This window comes from Gemmobacter aquaticus, from assembly GCF_007859075.1.
GTDB lineage: Bacteria > Pseudomonadota > Alphaproteobacteria > Rhodobacterales > Rhodobacteraceae > Gemmobacter > Gemmobacter aquaticus.
In genome coordinates this window covers 20,670-35,701 of sequence record NZ_VOAK01000026.1, presented here as the reverse complement: position 1 = coordinate 35,701, position 15,032 = coordinate 20,670, and the positions used below count along the sequence as shown (strand labels likewise).

Genomic DNA, 15,032 nt, shown 5'->3' with positions numbered 1-15,032 from the left:
AAGATGGTGACCAACGACATTCGCCCGGCGTGCCGCCAGATCTGCGCATGATCGCCCTACAATCTCAAACGCAAGCGATCCAAAGATGGCTCGCCTCAAGCGGTCGCAATCTTTCAGCTATCCAAAGGGGTGTCAATTACTGCCTGACGGGGCAAGTCCCTGAAAATAAAGAAATGCATGGTTCTTTCAGCCGACCGGCGCTTCATCCTGCCTGACGATGCGGAGCCTCTTCGGCACGATCAGCGACGGGGGTTTGCCCTTTGCTCGCATTCGCATAGAGAAACCGCGCCCGATCAGCGCGGCCGCCTCAACCAGCGTCTTCACATTGTTCGCATGGTGCTTGTGCTTGCCATGCGCGGGGTCGGCGAGTTGATAACCCTTCGCGGTGACGACCGGCTCCTCCACCACCCCAGCTCGGGAAGATATCCGTTTAATCCTTATGACACATCCGCGCATGCAGGTTCCTTTCTGGTCACTGTTGCGCCTGCCGTGCCGTCGCACTCGCAAGGAAGGTCAATCGGGAATCGGCTCGACAGGTCGCAGAAAACATTTGCCCCGCGGGGGTGACAAAATCTGGCATATCTCCAGACGACAAGTGTCGCTCACAAAGGCTCAGGACCTGGTCAGCATCATGCGACTGGCGGAGGCCCCTTCGCCCAAACTATCCGTGCGGTCGTCGGCGCTCCACACTGCCCATGCGGTCCACTGACCCTGCCGGGCATACCGGTCAGATGTTCGCAGCATAAGCCGTGTGACCGGAGTTGGGCAGCCCTTGCCGGAATGCCCCATAGCTGCGAGACTCTGACCAACCCCAGAAAACAGGCCGGACATGTCCACAGACTCCGTTGTGAGCCCTCCAGAACGTCTGACGCCGACCGAACCGCGCAGTTTACGCGACCCGCAGGTGATCGCGTATCGGCGTGGTCTGCTTGACTATCCGCACATGCGCCCGCTCACTCAGATGATCGGCGCCTTGCGGGACGAAGAGCGCGGCTACGTGCCCGATATGGACCCTCTCGACGGCGGGGTGGGGGCAAGGCTGCTCTTCCTGATGGAGAAGCCAGGCCCGATGACCGCACCGGGCGAAATCAAAAAACAAGGTTCCGGATTCATCTCTCGGGACAATGATGACCAGACCGCTGCGGCGATCTTCGGTTTCATGAACGCGGCCCGGATCCCTCGCGATCAGACGCTTCTGTGGAACGCGATCCCATGGTGGAATGGAACGATCAGGATCACGCCGCAGGAATGGCGGGATGGCCTGTCGCGCCTTGAGGCGCTGACAGCCCTTCTGCCCGACTTGCGTGGTGTCGTACTGGTGGGTAAGAAGGCCGAGCGCGCACGGGCGTTTCTGACCGAGCGTGGACTTTCTGTCTGGGCGTCGGCCCATCCATCCCCCAGAAACCGCGCCGCCTATCCCGGACGCTGGAACGTGATCCCCGAGATCTGGGCTGAAGCCGCCCGTTCGATCCTCTAGGCCGCGATCCTCTCAGGCGGCGGAGGCAAACCCAGCGGGTCGGAAGCGCACCTTTGCGTCGGGCCCGCGCGGGTCAAGGTCATAGAGATCGGGTCGGGCCGCAAGATAGGCCCGCCATGTCTGCACCCCATGCGCGGTAATCCTGGTCCCGTGCCGGGCGTGCATCATCTGGCCAAGCACCATGATCGCCATGCCAGCCCCCTCTCGACTGTGCTCGGCGATCAGCGCGCGGATCTTGCGATCAAGGTCAGACGCGCCGCTTGGCGACTTGGAAACTAGCGCGACCGATGGCTCTGCACCAATCTCCACGAACGAGTTGCAGGCCGCACGAAACGCCAGCGGCGCCTTGGCTTCGCCCACCCCTGTCACCTGTGCGCCGTGCTCCCGCACGCGTTGCGCCAGATGCGTGAAATCGCCGTCAGAGCTGACGATCACGAAGCGCGCAATCCCCTTGCTCAAGACAAGCTCCATTGCGTCGATGACAAGCAAGAGGTCGGATGCATTCTTCCCGGTTCCCGCATGGATCAGCCTGAAACCGACCGCCTTGTGCCACTCCGACTGACGCTGCGCATCTGCATAGACTCGCACCACCGTCGGGTCACCCATACCCTGTGCGACCGTCAGGATCAGGGCCGCATGCTTGCCCGAGAAGTTGTCGCCATCGACCAGAACCGCAACCGAGACCATGTAATCCTGCAGCGTGAATTCGTTTGCCCGAAAGGTTAGAGAAGAAATGCGCCAAAAATCTGGCCGCCTCTTGCACAGCGGAACCGCTTGATAATAAGTCATATTTTTCCGACTTCGGATATGATCTTGTCGGCGGCAGGGCTTCAGGAAGGACGACGATTGAAAACGCTTAAAGAAGCAGAAAGCCTGCTTGGCAGAGCCTGGCAGATCATGGCGGATGAATGTCGGGCGGTCCTCGGTGGAGAGCTTCACTACCAGGCCATGGCGTATCATGCGCTTCGCATGGCAGGTGTTCCACTGGCGCAGGTGGGAATGAACGTGAAGCAGTGGATTGCAGAGCCCACATCCGAGCTCTTCAGGCAGCTCTCATTGCGAAAGCCGGAAGCGTATCAGGGCGGCTTTGAACCGATCCCCGACATCGTGCTGTTCCGTCCGGAGATCGAGGGTGATTGGCGTCGGCGCAATCGGGACAACACCCTGCGACATATGCTGATGGCGATTGAGGTGAAGGCATCGGAACGGGCAGGCGGTCGCCTTTCACGCGCGGAGGTGCTGCGCGACATTCAGAAACTGTCGGCCCATCGACATGAGGTTCGACGCCTCGGCGCCGACATGACTCCCGTGATGATGGTCATTGATGTCGCCCCACTGCCTTCGGAGCGGATGCGCGCCGAGGATGTGGCCATTTGTCAGAAGACGGCAGAAGCCGAGGATGTGCGCTGGCTCTATCTTGGGTAGCATAAGCGGCAAATGACTGACCGACAGGGGCGTCAAGTTTGCGGCGTGATCCATAAACAGTGATAGCTGTGTTGGGATCTATGGTCGTTTGGCATAAGGGGGCAGTATGCTGTTTTTGGGATACGATCCGGGCGGGAAGGGAACTCACGGGGTCGCGGCGATTCAGGTTTCGCAAAGTGGCGAATTGATCGGCCGCCCTGTCTGCGAGATTGCGCAAGACGCCGGGGCCGCGTGGAATTGGCTCCGCCAACGCGAAGGGGCCTGTGCCCTCGGCATCGACACACTCCTCGCCTGGTCGCCGTGCGGTGGGCGGGCATGCGACGATGCGTTGCGCCGGAAGTATCGCAATCACGCCCCAACGGTCATCGCCCAGAACGCCCTTTACAGTTCCATGACGCTAAATGGTGCAATGGTCGCCCGTCGTGCGGAACGACATGGCCTTCCTGTGTTCGAAAGCCATCCAAAGCTGCTGACACGTGTGCTGCCGAACGAAGGTTCAGCATCCCAAAGTGTCTTGGCGGCCTATCGGACTATCAAGGATCTTGCGGGGGCAGCGCCGGCTGCAGCAAAGCGTGCCGACGATATGGCGGACGCAGTCGTTGCGGCCTGGTGCGCGGCGCAGGGGTTTCTTGGGCGCTGGACCGTCAATCTGTTCGATCTGCCGGGAGACGCGCTTGACCGCGTCACGTCAAGCGCGCGCTATCCCTGGCCAGAGCCAGTCTGAAACCCCCACCCGCTCAATACCGCGACTGCTCCCATAGGATACGGTGGTGGATACCCTCTGGCAGGGCGTGGTGCAGGCCCCACACGATCGTCTCGTCGTCCCCGCGCTTTGTCCCGGTTGGCGACCAGCTGAAGTAGGCGCCACCGGGATCATCCTCGCGATACTGCGGCTCCAGGCCCATGGCATCGCGCACGGCCTCAGCGTCGACCCTGGCTGTGCGGAAGACGATCTTGAAGATGAAGACCCCGTATCCCGTCGAGATCAGCGGGTTGTCCGCCAATTTGCTGGTGCGGCGCTGCAGGGGCTGGATATGTGCGGCCGTGAGCCGCGTCTCGCCCTGCCAATGATAGACGCAAGGCGCCTCGGGATAGTCGAGGCAGAGCACCCGGTCATTCTCGAGCCGTGGGTTCAGGTCCATCTTGTAGTGCCCGACAAAGACCGGCGGCGCATCGTCCGGATAGGCCGGGGTCGCCACCTCGGCAGGCAAGGGCGCGTCAGGCAGGCTGTTGCGATCGGGCACCGAAAGCGCCGCGCTGCGCCAGCTGCCGCCCTCTCGCCACCACGATAGGCGGACCTCATGGCGACTGTGGTTCCCCTTGTCGAGGAAAGAATAGCCTTCGGGCAAGGGCACCTCGCGGCCCGAGGTGATCAGCTTCACCGCACGGCCGAACTCGGTATCCTCACGCGCGATCTCGGGCAGATCCTCGGGTTGCAGCCTGCCATCGGGGCGGCGGGCGCGGATCACCTCGATCTCCGGCTCCGACCAGCAGGCGTGGATCAGGCGGAAGCCATCCGCCTCGTGCCACAAGGGCAGCGTGGAGAGAAACCACGTCGTCCACTCGATTGCCTCGGGCGTTCCGATGCCGAAGGCATCGACGAAGCTCTGGTGCTGATCGATGTTCTTCTGGATATGCGCGCGCAGGGGCTTCCCGTCGTTCCCGGTGCGGTGAAAGAGGATCGCGTTCAGTTCATGGTTCCCCATCACGGCCAGCGCCTCGCCACTGTCGATAAGCCCGCGCACACGCTCCAACACGACGCGGTCGTCAGGCGTGAACTTGGGCGCTTTGCCGGCGTCGATGAAATCGCCAAGGAAGGCCGGGCGCGACCCCTTCGCCGCCGCGAGACAGGAGTCGAGCAGCGTCAGATTGGCGTGAATGTCGGGGATGATGGTCAGCATCGTATTGATTTCCTTTTCTGTCTGCCATTGACCATGCGAGGCCAAGGCGTGCAAGCGCCGCGGCGGCGTTGCACCTATGGTTGTGCGGGGGCGGGTTCAGACGCCGGGATACCAGGGCCACATCGCCTCGGCGAAATCACGGTCAGGCTCCTTTGCGGTGTGCAAGTCAGCCGCGATGCGGTCGATCAGATCGGCGCATTCGACCTGCCGCCGCCAGGCGTGGGACATGACTTGGTCGGGGAAGATCAGGCCCAGCAGGTTGCCTGCGATGGCGCCCGTGCTGTCGCTATCCCCGGAATGCGTCACCGCGATCCGCAGGCCATGCTCGAAATCCGTCGCCACCCGCGCGGCATAGAGGGCAATCGACAGCGCCTCCTCCGCAACCCAACCGCCGCCCAGCCGTTCGACCGTCGCGGGCAGACCGTCTGCCGGGGCAGTGATGGCACTGGCGATGGCGCGTAGGGTCGGTGCGTCGAAGGACATCTGCTGCACCCGTCGCAGCGCCTCGTCCAGCCGGTTGCCGTCGAGCACCAGCGCCAGCACATGGGCGAAGGCGCGGGCGGCGTCGCGACCGGTCTGGTGACCATGGGTCAGGTGCGAGCATTGTTCGGCCAGCGTGTCGATCTGTTCGGCCGTGCCCAGCAGACCGACCGGGGCCACCCGCATGATCGTGCCGCAGCCCTTGCTGTCGTTTCTGGCCATGTCGCCAAAGTGACGGCTCTTGCGCAGGGCGGAAAGACAGGTGTTGCCTGGGGCGCGACGGCGGTGCAGGCGCGGATCGCACACCAGCCCCTTGCGCTCGATCCCTTCGATCAACCCGGTTTCGCTCTGCGTCAGCAGCCAGCGTATCAGCGCATGGTGGACGACCGATGGCGGGTGGCAGATACCCTTGGAGTGTGCCCGCACCACGGCCCGGATCAGCCCCTCCGCGGTGAAGAGCGTCATCTGCGTGTCGTCAGTGATCGCCGCCGGAACACCGTCATGGGCAAGGATGCGGTCCACGCCCTTGGGGAACCGGACACGGATGCGGTCGAGGCCCCAGAACTCGATCTCGGCGCCAAGGGCGTCGCCGATCGCGCCACCGAAGAGGCTCGCGCGGATCATCTGGCGGCGGCGGTCGCCCTCGACAAGAAGTGCCTCCAGCCAGCCGCGTTGATGCGGCAGCGGTCGGGCACCCGAACGGGCCTTGGCGATGACCTTCAGTGCTGAGGCGAGGCTTTCGCCCCGTTCACATTGCAGCAACGCCGCGACAACTGCCGTGCGCTCAAGCCCGGCCTTGCAATGGATGACGACGCGACCGCCAGCCTCAAGCCGCTGGTGCAGCACCGGGGCGATGCGGCGCCAGTCGTCATGCCAGCCGCGCCCCGGGGCCTGGGTGTCAGGGATCGGCAGGTGCAGCCATAGGATGCCCGCCTCCCGCAGCGCCTCTCCCATCCCGTCGACGCCCAGTCGTTCCATCTCGGCCGTCTCGGTCAGCGAGACAATGATGTCGGTCTTCCACAGCTTCAGGCGCAGCACATCGGCGGCAAGATCGCGGCGCCATTCCTCGCCCAGCGAGGACGGGCCCCTGCGGCCGGGACAAAGGGTCATGCCGACCTTGCCACGGGCAAGATCAAAGCTGTCGATCATCAGGGGGTGACTGTCGGACGTGCGCATCTGGTATCTCCACTTGGACTTAACTCTTGTGCTTGTGATAGCAGCGGGAAAACATCGCCGCCGGGATGCTCGGGATTTTCCGCATGGGTCAGACATACTTCGCCTTCTACTGGACGTTCCCGGTGCCCTGGGTGGGCTTCACCAGCCTTCCCGGGGATCTGGACGAGGCAGCCGCCGCCAGCCGGACCATCCGATATTCCCGCCAGAAGGCACGGGCGCATGTGGCGCAGCAGGGCGGCACGATGGCGCCAAAGGGCGAGGTCGCGATCATCGAGCTTGCACCGGACCGGGGCAGCCCCGAGATCGGCGACGCGTTCCGTGCGCTCCTCGACAAGGCAGCGACGTGCGGGGCAAAGGTGGTCATCGTCGATTTCTCGGGCCACAATGGCTGGCGCGGTCACCAGTATCTGAACCAGCACTATGACCACCCCTGCTGCGAGGTGGTCCGCGCCGCCTATGAGGATGTGCATCTGACGGGCCTCAACCCCTACGATCACTTCGAGAAATGGCGCGAGCGGACACGGGAGAAGATCGCAGCCAAGCCAGACCACCGCTCCGCGGTCCTCGATGCACTGGCCGAGATCGACGGCGTGTCGTTCCCCGCTCGCGCCATTGCGCTGAACGCACTGGGGCTGCAAACCCATGGCGGCAAGCTCTGGACCGGGGACAACCTGCGCAAGTTCCTGCAGGGCTGAGGGTCAGCTTTCAGCCAGCCCCCTGCCCCGCCAGAAGCTCATCGACCCAGCGAGGCACCATCTCGGTCGCGGGGCCATAGAACCCGGCCCGGAACGGCTTGCCAGTGCGCATCAGGTTGATCTCCAGCAGTCGCGCTCCGTTGCGCCGGGCAATGCCGCCCAGCCCCGCAGCCGGATAGACCTGCCCCGAACTGCCGATCACCACGAAGAGTGTGGCCGCGCGCGCGAGTTCACCGATCTGCTCCATATGATAGGGCTCTTCGCCAAACCAGACCACGTCGGGACGCGTGGCGGGGCCCGCACAGTGCGGGCACGGATCGGTTGGCGCCATGACCTCGGGCGCAGGCCAGCGATGACCGCAGAGCGCACAGCGCGCCGTCAGCAGCGAGCCATGCATGTGCAGGATATCGGTGTTGCCTGCGCGTTCGTGCAGGTCATCGACATTCTGGGTGATCAGGTGAAACGATCCCTTCCAGTCTCGCTGAAGCCGCGCCAGCGCGAGATGCGCGGCGTTCGGCTCGGCATCCAGACAGGCGCGGCGGCGCAGGTTGTAGAAGTCATGCACCATCTGCGGGTCGCGGGCAAAGGCCTCGGGCGTGGCAACCTTCCGCAGGTCGTATTTCGCCCAGAGACCATCGCTGCTGCGAAAGGTGCCAAGACCGCTTTCGGCGGAGATACCCGCCCCGGTCAGAACGACCAGCGCGGGGGCGGCGGGGGCGGCGATCATCAAACCGCCTCGATCCCGGCGGGTTCCCAGGTCCCGGGGAAGGCATCCTTCGGCTGAAGGGCCCGCGCCTGAATTTGGGCGCGGCGCGGGCTCCCGGTCACCACGATGTCCAGCAGCCGCAGGGGATGCTCGGCAAACGACATGAAGGGCAGGCGCCCCGCCGCATGGGCGCGCACAAGCCGATCGAGCGTCGCAGGCTCCATTTCACCCGCAGGCATCTTCCCGACATCACCGTCGATCAGAACAGACACTTTCAGCCCCTTGCCCGATGGCGGCTTGGTCAGCAGGAAGTGGTATTCTGGGATAGGGGTCATTTCGTCGTCCTTTCGTAAATCCGGCGGGGCGCGAATCTGCTCCAGCCATGCAGATCCTTATGCAGCATGACCACGACAGAAATGGTCACACCCCTGCCCGGCAGGTGCAGAATCATTCTGGAACAAGAGCTTGCCCGGAAGAAAGGCGCAATAAGCCTCCAAAATGGATACGTCCGGATCTGTCGTATCGGCATGTCATTGTCTTCCTCAACACGGAGATGAAGACATGGCACTTGAAAAGAAACTCGCCCTCGAACTTGTGGCAACGATCGCCGAGCGGTTTGGTCCCGCAAGCGGTATCTCACACGTGCTGCCCCGGTGGATCGAAAGCTGCGCTGACATCGAATGCCCGCCACGTCCGAAAAACCCGCCCGCGCAGGGTTGGTGGGAGCAGGTGCGCCGCCTGGCGCGCAAACAGGCTGACCGATACGAGGACTGCAGCGGGGATACTGCTTACATCAACATCACTCGGCTCTCATCACACTTTGGTCTCTCCGACCTCGAAACCCAGATCTTCACCTTGTTCGCACTTCGCAAATTGTCCGATAATTTTGAGAACTTGGTCGATGCAATCGTGAACACCGGCGAAGTCACTCCGGTGGGCCTCGTCGCGCAGTTCTCTGGCTCTAGTGAAGCGGAGGTGCGAGCCGCGCTGCGCGCCACTGCTCCTCTGCAAACCCTAGGTGTTCTCCAAGAGGCTCGGCGCCCAGAGCTGGATCGCATGCCTTTCGAGGTTGGCGAACGCCTCTGCCATGCCATACAATCTGACGTCGAAAGCATGGAAGAGCTGATCGCGTTGCTGTTTCCTAGGGCACCCTCGCCGGAAGCGGAATGGCAGGACTTCAAGATGCTAGGACCCCAAGCGGAGCTCGCGCGCTCACTGCTCCGCCACGCCATGAAGTCGGGAACGTCGGGGATCAATATCCTGCTCTACGGTGTGCCTGGAACTGGCAAGACCGAGTTCTGCAAGGTCCTCGCCCGTGAACTGGGGGCCGATCTCCGTGCCGTCGGAGAAACCGATGAACACGGAAGCGAGCCCTCGCGCGGCGATCGCATGTCCGAACTCCGCTTGGCCAGTCGTATGTTCGCCAAGCGCAGGGACACGGTTCTGCTGTTCGACGAGATGGAAGACCTGCTCGGAGACGGTGCTGGCAGCGGCATCTTCCTGTTCCGACCCAGATCGCGCTCAGGCTCGAAAGTCCATTTCAACCGCATACTCGAGACCAACCCGGTGCCGGTGCTCTGGACGACCAACTCGATCGACGACTGCGACCCGGCGTTCCTGCGGCGCATGACATTCTCGCTCGAAATGCGCCCGCCTACCGGGGAGATCCGTTCGCGGATCTGGCAGCGGCTGGATCAGCGCATCGCACTGGGGATCGACACCGGCACCCTGCGCGAGATGGCAGAGGCCAACCCGCTCCCGCCGGCCCTTGTGGCCGATGCGATGCGGGTGGCGCGGCTCTGCGAAGGCGGTGTCGAAGTCTTCAGCCAGGTGCTGGAGGCGGCGGCACGGGTCACGAATGGCGGCGTCGCCCCGGCCCGGCAAGCGCGGCCAGATCGCCCGTGGGAGCCTGAACTGGCGCAGGCAGACTGCGACCTGGGGCGGATCGAGGCACTGGTATCGAAACCCGATGCGCCCCGGCGCCTGTCCTTCTGCCTCGAAGGTCCCCCCGGCACCGGCAAAAGTGCCTGGGCCCGCCATCTGGCCGGGGTGATGCGCCTGCCAGTCATTGAGAAGCGCGCCTCGGACCTGCTCTCGATGTGGCTGGGCGGATCGGAGCAGAACATCGCCCGCGCCTTCGCATCGGCGCGCGCCGAAGGCGCGATGCTGATCTTCGACGAAGCCGACAGCCTGCTCTCTGACCGCCGTGGCGCGCGCCAAAGTTGGGAGGTGACACAGGTCAATGAAATGCTGACCTGGATGGAAAGCCACCCCCTGCCCTTCGTCTGCACCACGAACTTCGTCGAACGTCTCGATCCGGCCACGCAGCGGCGCTTCACGTTCCGCGTCCGCTTCGACTGGCTGACGCGCCAGCAGCTGCCCCACGCCTGGGCCTCCCACTTCGGCATGCCTGCCCCGCAGGATCTCGGTCGGCTGAACCACCTCACGCCAGGCGACTTCGCCAATGTCGCACGACGGATGCAGGTGCTGGGCCAGGACGACCCAGACGAGATCCTCGAACAACTGCGGCGCGAGTGCGACGCCAAGCAGGGAACGTCACGCCCGATCGGTTTCGGGCGTTGACAGGCCGTTCCGCCGTGGCGAAGGTGTCAGCCATAATTATTGGTGAAGCAATGCGTTATGGTCGTCTGGCAGACCTCCTGAGGATCGCGGTGGCGATGCAGGGGTCAGCCGAAGGTCTCAGCCTTCTGGAGATTGCCGACATGTGCGGCGTCTGTCGTCGTTCCGCCGAGCGCATGCGCGACACCCTTCTGTTCGTTTTCCCACAGATCGAGGAATTGCCGCCCGACGACAACGGCCGCAAGCGCTGGCGCTTTCCGCCCGGCACTTTGGGCCGGATGGTAGAACCCTCGCTTGACGAGCTTGCTGCCGCGCACCGCGCCGCAGCCATCGCCCGCCGCGAAGGTGACATCGACACGGCCGAGACGCTCGCACGGCTGACGGCCAAGGTGCAGGCGATGCAGCGCGGCGACCAGCGTCGCAAGCTCTCGGCTGATCTGGAGGCGCAGTTGTTGGCGGATGGCGTGGCCTTTCGCCCAGGCCCGCGTGAACGCATCGCCCCGGAGACTCTGTCGACCCTGCGCGAAGCCATCCTGGCCGGGGTCATGATCTCGGCCGATCACCGCGCCCGCACCAGCGGCAAGCTGTCGCGCAACACCCGCCTCGGCCCGATCGCGCTGCTCCTCGGCGACGGGCGGCAATACCTTCTGGCCTGGAGCGAATACCAGGATGACCTGCGCCTCTTTGCCCTGGCCGGGTTCGAGCAGATTGAACTTGAGCCCGACGTCTACACACGCCCCGAAGGTTTCGACCTGCAGGATTGGCTGGCCGATAGCTTTGGCATCTGGCGCGAAGAACCCCAGGACGTCGAATGGCGCTTCATCCCCGAGGTCGCGGACGAAGCCGCGTCCTACATCTTCCACCCCCGCCAGGAAACTGAGCGTCTGGAGGATGGTTCGCTGGTCGTCCGCTTCAGGGCGGGCGGCCGGCAAGAGATGCAATGGTATCTGGCCCGGTGGGAGGGGAAGGTGGAGGTGCGGTTCGGAAAGTTGGAAGTCAACGGAACGGGTCCCGATGCGGCTTGACCACGTATCACCAATTTTAGTCCAAGAAAGGAACTAGTATGGCGTATCCAATTCAAATCAGGATCAGCTGGCGACCCACATATCAGACTTACGATGAACCATCTCATGACCCCGCCTACAATGAAGGCAACGACGAGGAAATCGTCTCGTATGATTGTTTCAATTTTCTAAGGAGCGGAACCTCACCGGCATCATATTTTTATGGTTATTTTCCCCTCAAAAGACTCGGCGAAGACGCGGATATAGATTTATCCAGGATTGACCCAGACATTGGCTCCGCCGAGAGTGTCGAGTGCCCAATGGTATTTTGGGTCGCGCGCAGGCCACTTGATAATGCGATGTGCCTCATTGGATGGTATGAGAATGCCACCGTATTCAGCTCTCCCCAACCATTTCCGCCAAGCTACCTCAAGCTCCATAACTCAGAAGGGCAATCATTCTCTGATCTGAAATATCGAGTTCGCTCGAAGAGAGCTGTCTTGATCCCGGAAGAGTATCGACCGGCCATTGGCGATTTGAGAGATTTCGGGCTTAACCAAAAGCACGCTATCAACCGGCACCTCTTTTTGGACGAACGTGCGCCTTACGCAACCTCGCAGCAAAAATACAGGCAACGGCTAGAGCAACTGCATTTGCAAGTTGAATCACTTTCGTTCACTAATATCGCAGACAGCATGAGTATTAAAGAGACTCGAGCTAAGATACTTAGTGAGCGCCTTGAGAGGCAAGGTCAATACCACCATGTGCGCGCTCGCCTAGGGTCAACTTGCCAATCCTGCGGTTTCGACCCTCACTCTACTCGTGAACCAAACGTTTCAGAAAAGTGTCTCGAAGTCCACCATAAGGTTCCTTATTCTGAACTTGCAGAGGGAGAGACGCGCTTTCTTGGCTTGGAGCATTACGCGCTTCTTTGTGCGAACTGTCACCGTGCGATTCATGCATCCGGTCGGTTGGATGATATCGACGGATTGTCAAAGCTGGTGCTGCCGCGATGATCGAACATATCAGGGCCCTACCCCATGCACACCCCCTTCCTCGTCGCTGACCCGCACTCGGGCCTCCACTACCGGCTGACTGATGCGCGGCTGGCCGAGTTGTCGCTGGCGCCCCGGCCCGCCGAATGGGTGCCGGGGCGGGTGATTGTGGCGGAGTCTGATCCGGTCTGGGCCGAGAGCCTCGCCAATGCGCCGGTCGAGACCATTGCGGCGGTGTCACACGCGCTGGAAGGGTTGGTGCTTGCCACGCCCGACCTGCGCCCGCCTGCCGCGCTCAACTTGCCCGATAGCCGGGCGCAGCGGCATCTGGCGGCGCTGGTCGCCCTCTGGCAGGCGATGGGCGATGCCCTGCCCGAGGGGCTGGCGACGGTGCGCCATGTGCTGACCCTGCCCACGGGTCAGTTCCTCGATCGGCTTCCCGTGGTCGAGGGCTCGCTCGATCCGCTGGCACCGCCGGCGATGCGCGCGCTCTACGATCGCCTGCAGGCCGAGTTCGGGACGGTTGCGCCCCTGCCCGCGCCGGATGGCGCACCCGAGGACACCCGCCTGGCAGCCTTGCAGGCCGGACTTGCGCGCCCGGAGCTGGCATCAGGCCCTGTGGATGAGACGCTCACCTTCTACGGCCTACGCGATGCCGCGCTCTGCGCCGATTTCGCCGCCGCCCGTGCCCGCGCACTGATCGAGGCGGGATGCCCTGCGCGTGAGATCGCGGTGATGACGGCGGCCGATCCGCTCCAGCTTGCCCGTGCCTTCGCCGAGCAGGGCGTGCCGCTCTCGGGCCTGCCTGCGACCCTGCCCGAGCGTGACGTCGCGGGCGAGACACTGCTGCATCTGCTGCTGGCCAAGCGCCCGCCGACGCCTGCCATGGTGCTGGCCTCGCTCTGCCTCTCCCCCCTCATGCCATGGGGGGCGCAGACCGGCCGCGATCTGGCCGAAGCGCTGATGCAGGGCAGCTTCCGCGCCCGTGCGCTGGAGGCCACGCCCGAGCACAAGGCGCTGTGGGATGACATCCGCGCCCCGGCCGCCAGTCTTGCCCAACTGCGCTTCCTCATGGACCGGATCTGCGACCGGCTGACCGGTGGGGCCTCGCTGCGCGCGCGGCTCGCGCCGCTGCTGATCGGCGAGGGCAGCCCCGACTGGGAGACGATGCTACGCAGCATTGCGATTGCCCCGCCCACGCAGTCCGACCCCGCCCGCACGCTTGAGGGGGTCAGCCTCTGGCAGGCCGGTGAGAGCCCATGGCGGCGCTGCCGGCACCTGATCGTGACCGACTTCACCGAAGGTCTCTATCCCACCCGCCCGCATGCCAATCCGCTGTTCCTCGACAGCGAGATCGCCCGCATCCGCGAGACGACCGGCCTTTCCCTGAGTGGCCGGGCCGAGGGGCTGGCGCGCAGCCTCGCGCTCTTTGACGAACAGCTGCGCGCCGTGTCCGGCAGTGTCACTTTCCTGATCCCCTGGCGTGACATGGCGGGGGCGCGGCTTGCGCCCTCGGCAGGGCTCTCGCTGGTCGCGCGGGCGATCGAAGGACGTGATGCCGCGGATCTCGTCATCGACCTTGCCCGCCAGAACCCTGCCGACTGGCCGGCGCCGCATCAGCGCCCGCTGGCCCTTCCCGACCCCCCTGCCCCGCCCGAGGCGCTGGATCTGGGCGGCCGCGACCTGCTGGGCCTGCGCCGGGACGAGGCGGGGCTGACGCTGCCGCAGTCGCCCAGCCGTCTGGAGACGCTGCTCGTCAGCCCGCTCGCCTGGCTGCTTGATGAAATGGGCGCGAAGGATCTTTCCTGGTCGGCCGAGGATCTGGACGTCATCGCGCGCGGCAACATCGCGCATGATGTCTTTGAGCACGTCTTCCTGCCTGACCAGCCCCTCGCTGACGACACGGCACTGACCGAAGCTGTCGCCGTTGCCTATGACAACGCCCTGACCCGCCACGCGGGCTTCCTGCGCAGCCCGTCCTGGGAGATGGAGCGCAAGGGGCTTGAACGCGATATCACCCGCGCGGCCCTGCGCTGGCGCGACCACCTGCGCGACCTCGGCGCGCGGACGCTGGGCAACGAGTTGTGGCTGCAAGGCGAGGCTCATGGCATCCGCCTGCGTGGCAAGGCCGATGCGATCCTCGAACTGCCGGATGGCGCATTGCTGGTGGTCGATCACAAGAAAAGCGGGACCAGCGGTCGACGTCGCCGGATGGAGGCGGGCTGGGACCTGCAAGCCGGTCTCTACCGCGACATGATCGCCCGCCCGATCCGGACCGAGGGCGACGACATGGGCCCGCTGATCGGCCGCAAGCTTGGGGTTGCCTATCACCTGATGAACGATGGCGGGCTGCTCTCTAGCGGCATTGCCCTGACTGCAGGCGGCCCGGCCCGCGATATGGGCGATGCGATCAGCGATGCCGCGGTGGCGCAGCTGGCCCGACGGCTGGCCGAGGTTGGCACGGGCCACATCGTGCTGAACACGACAGAGGACGCCGATTTCTTCCGCAAGGAAGCCGGCCTTACCCCCTATGCGCTGACCGAGGGCTCGGCCCTCGTCACCGCCTTCCTGCGCGAGGCCCCCGAGGAATGAA

General features: G+C 64.0%; 14 protein-coding genes. 8 read left to right on the top strand and 6 right to left on the bottom strand.

Features of this window, described 5'->3' with window-relative positions; all coding sequences use genetic code 11:
• Positions 1 to 186: 186 nt before the first annotated feature.
• A complete protein-coding gene (locus tag FQU74_RS17965; protein WP_206665056.1) occupies positions 187 to 405 on the bottom strand; it encodes a hypothetical protein in 219 nt (72 codons plus the stop codon).
• 424 nt (positions 406 to 829) lie between these two features.
• Between FQU74_RS17965 and FQU74_RS17960 the strand changes: the two genes are divergently transcribed.
• Entirely contained in the window at positions 830 to 1,477 is a 648-nt protein-coding gene (locus tag FQU74_RS17960; protein ID WP_206665055.1) for a uracil-DNA glycosylase, read from the top strand.
• Between the two features lie 12 nt (positions 1,478 to 1,489).
• On the opposite strand, the gene FQU74_RS17955 is transcribed toward FQU74_RS17960, so the two are convergent.
• A complete protein-coding gene (locus FQU74_RS17955) occupies positions 1,490 to 2,164 on the bottom strand; it encodes an NYN domain-containing protein (protein ID WP_146287867.1) in 675 nt (224 codons plus the stop codon).
• 120 nt (positions 2,165 to 2,284) lie between these two features.
• On the opposite strand from FQU74_RS17955, the gene FQU74_RS17950 reads away from it, so the two are divergent.
• Together FQU74_RS17950 and FQU74_RS17945 are read left to right on the top strand one after the other, a co-directional pair.
• Positions 2,285 to 2,902 (top strand): hypothetical protein, encoded by a 618-nt coding sequence (locus tag FQU74_RS17950; RefSeq protein ID WP_146287866.1) that lies wholly within the window; start codon positions 2,285 to 2,287, stop codon positions 2,900 to 2,902.
• Positions 2,903 to 3,008: 106 nt separating this feature from the next.
• Positions 3,009 to 3,626, top strand: a complete 618-nt coding sequence (locus tag FQU74_RS17945; RefSeq protein ID WP_146287865.1) for a DUF429 domain-containing protein — start codon at positions 3,009 to 3,011, stop codon at positions 3,624 to 3,626.
• 13 nt (positions 3,627 to 3,639) lie between these two features.
• On the opposite strand, the gene FQU74_RS17940 is transcribed toward FQU74_RS17945, so the two are convergent.
• Both FQU74_RS17940 and FQU74_RS17935 read right to left on the bottom strand, forming a co-directional pair.
• Complete coding sequence (locus FQU74_RS17940; protein WP_146287864.1) at positions 3,640 to 4,803, bottom strand: metallophosphoesterase; 1,164 nt, start codon at positions 4,801 to 4,803, stop codon at positions 3,640 to 3,642.
• Positions 4,804 to 4,899: 96 nt separating this feature from the next.
• Positions 4,900 to 6,459 carry an ADP-ribosylglycohydrolase family protein gene (locus FQU74_RS17935; protein WP_146287863.1) on the bottom strand — a complete coding sequence of 520 codons (1,560 nt, stop codon included), beginning with the start codon at positions 6,457 to 6,459 and terminating at the stop codon, positions 4,900 to 4,902.
• Between the two features lie 83 nt (positions 6,460 to 6,542).
• On the opposite strand from FQU74_RS17935, the gene FQU74_RS17930 reads away from it, so the two are divergent.
• Positions 6,543 to 7,154: a hypothetical protein gene (locus FQU74_RS17930; protein ID WP_146287862.1), complete on the top strand. Its 612-nt coding sequence runs from the start codon at positions 6,543 to 6,545 to the stop codon at positions 7,152 to 7,154.
• 10 nt (positions 7,155 to 7,164) lie between these two features.
• On the opposite strand, the gene FQU74_RS17925 is transcribed toward FQU74_RS17930, so the two are convergent.
• Both FQU74_RS17925 and FQU74_RS17920 read right to left on the bottom strand, forming a co-directional pair.
• Positions 7,165 to 7,881: an NAD-dependent deacylase gene (locus tag FQU74_RS17925; protein ID WP_146287861.1), complete on the bottom strand. Its 717-nt coding sequence runs from the start codon at positions 7,879 to 7,881 to the stop codon at positions 7,165 to 7,167.
• Complete coding sequence (locus FQU74_RS17920) at positions 7,881 to 8,195, bottom strand: hypothetical protein (protein WP_146287860.1); 315 nt, start codon at positions 8,193 to 8,195, stop codon at positions 7,881 to 7,883. Before FQU74_RS17920 ends, FQU74_RS17925 begins: the two co-directional genes overlap by 1 nt.
• A gap of 226 nt (positions 8,196 to 8,421) precedes the next feature.
• Here FQU74_RS17920 and FQU74_RS17915 point away from each other — a divergent pair, with 226 nt between their 5' ends.
• From FQU74_RS17915 to FQU74_RS17900, 4 genes are read left to right on the top strand one after another with little or no spacing between them, the layout of a single operon-like run.
• Positions 8,422 to 10,443, top strand: coding sequence for an AAA family ATPase (locus tag FQU74_RS17915; protein WP_158635630.1), 2,022 nt, complete (start codon positions 8,422 to 8,424; stop codon positions 10,441 to 10,443).
• 50 nt (positions 10,444 to 10,493) lie between these two features.
• Positions 10,494 to 11,465: a helix-turn-helix transcriptional regulator gene (locus FQU74_RS17910; protein ID WP_146287858.1), complete on the top strand. Its 972-nt coding sequence runs from the start codon at positions 10,494 to 10,496 to the stop codon at positions 11,463 to 11,465.
• Between the two features lie 38 nt (positions 11,466 to 11,503).
• Entirely contained in the window at positions 11,504 to 12,460 is a 957-nt protein-coding gene (locus tag FQU74_RS17905; protein WP_146287857.1) for an HNH endonuclease, read from the top strand.
• 24 nt (positions 12,461 to 12,484) lie between these two features.
• Entirely contained in the window at positions 12,485 to 15,031 is a 2,547-nt protein-coding gene (locus FQU74_RS17900) for a PD-(D/E)XK nuclease family protein (RefSeq protein ID WP_146287856.1), read from the top strand.
• The last annotated feature ends 1 nt before the right edge of the window (position 15,032 follow it).

Bases quoted from the DNA above. Each gene is read 5' to 3' on its own strand.
- FQU74_RS17960 (WP_206665055.1), top strand. From the start codon at position 830: ATGTCCACAGACTCCGTTGTGAGCCCTCCAGAACGTCTGACGCCGACC.
- FQU74_RS17955 (WP_146287867.1), bottom strand. From the start codon at position 2,164: ATGGTCTCGGTTGCGGTTCTGGTCGATGGCGACAACTTCTCGGGCAAG.
- FQU74_RS17950 (WP_146287866.1), top strand. From the start codon at position 2,285: ATGATCTTGTCGGCGGCAGGGCTTCAGGAAGGACGACGATTGAAAACG.
- FQU74_RS17945 (WP_146287865.1), top strand. From the start codon at position 3,009: ATGCTGTTTTTGGGATACGATCCGGGCGGGAAGGGAACTCACGGGGTC.
- FQU74_RS17940 (WP_146287864.1), bottom strand. From the start codon at position 4,803: ATGCTGACCATCATCCCCGACATTCACGCCAATCTGACGCTGCTCGAC.
- FQU74_RS17935 (WP_146287863.1), bottom strand. From the start codon at position 6,459: ATGCGCACGTCCGACAGTCACCCCCTGATGATCGACAGCTTTGATCTT.
- FQU74_RS17930 (WP_146287862.1), top strand. From the start codon at position 6,543: ATGGGTCAGACATACTTCGCCTTCTACTGGACGTTCCCGGTGCCCTGG.
- FQU74_RS17925 (WP_146287861.1), bottom strand. From the start codon at position 7,881: ATGATCGCCGCCCCCGCCGCCCCCGCGCTGGTCGTTCTGACCGGGGCG.
- FQU74_RS17920 (WP_146287860.1), bottom strand. From the start codon at position 8,195: ATGACCCCTATCCCAGAATACCACTTCCTGCTGACCAAGCCGCCATCG.
- FQU74_RS17915 (WP_158635630.1), top strand. From the start codon at position 8,422: ATGGCACTTGAAAAGAAACTCGCCCTCGAACTTGTGGCAACGATCGCC.
- FQU74_RS17910 (WP_146287858.1), top strand. From the start codon at position 10,494: ATGCGTTATGGTCGTCTGGCAGACCTCCTGAGGATCGCGGTGGCGATG.
- FQU74_RS17905 (WP_146287857.1), top strand. From the start codon at position 11,504: ATGGCGTATCCAATTCAAATCAGGATCAGCTGGCGACCCACATATCAG.
- FQU74_RS17900 (WP_146287856.1), top strand. From the start codon at position 12,485: ATGCACACCCCCTTCCTCGTCGCTGACCCGCACTCGGGCCTCCACTAC.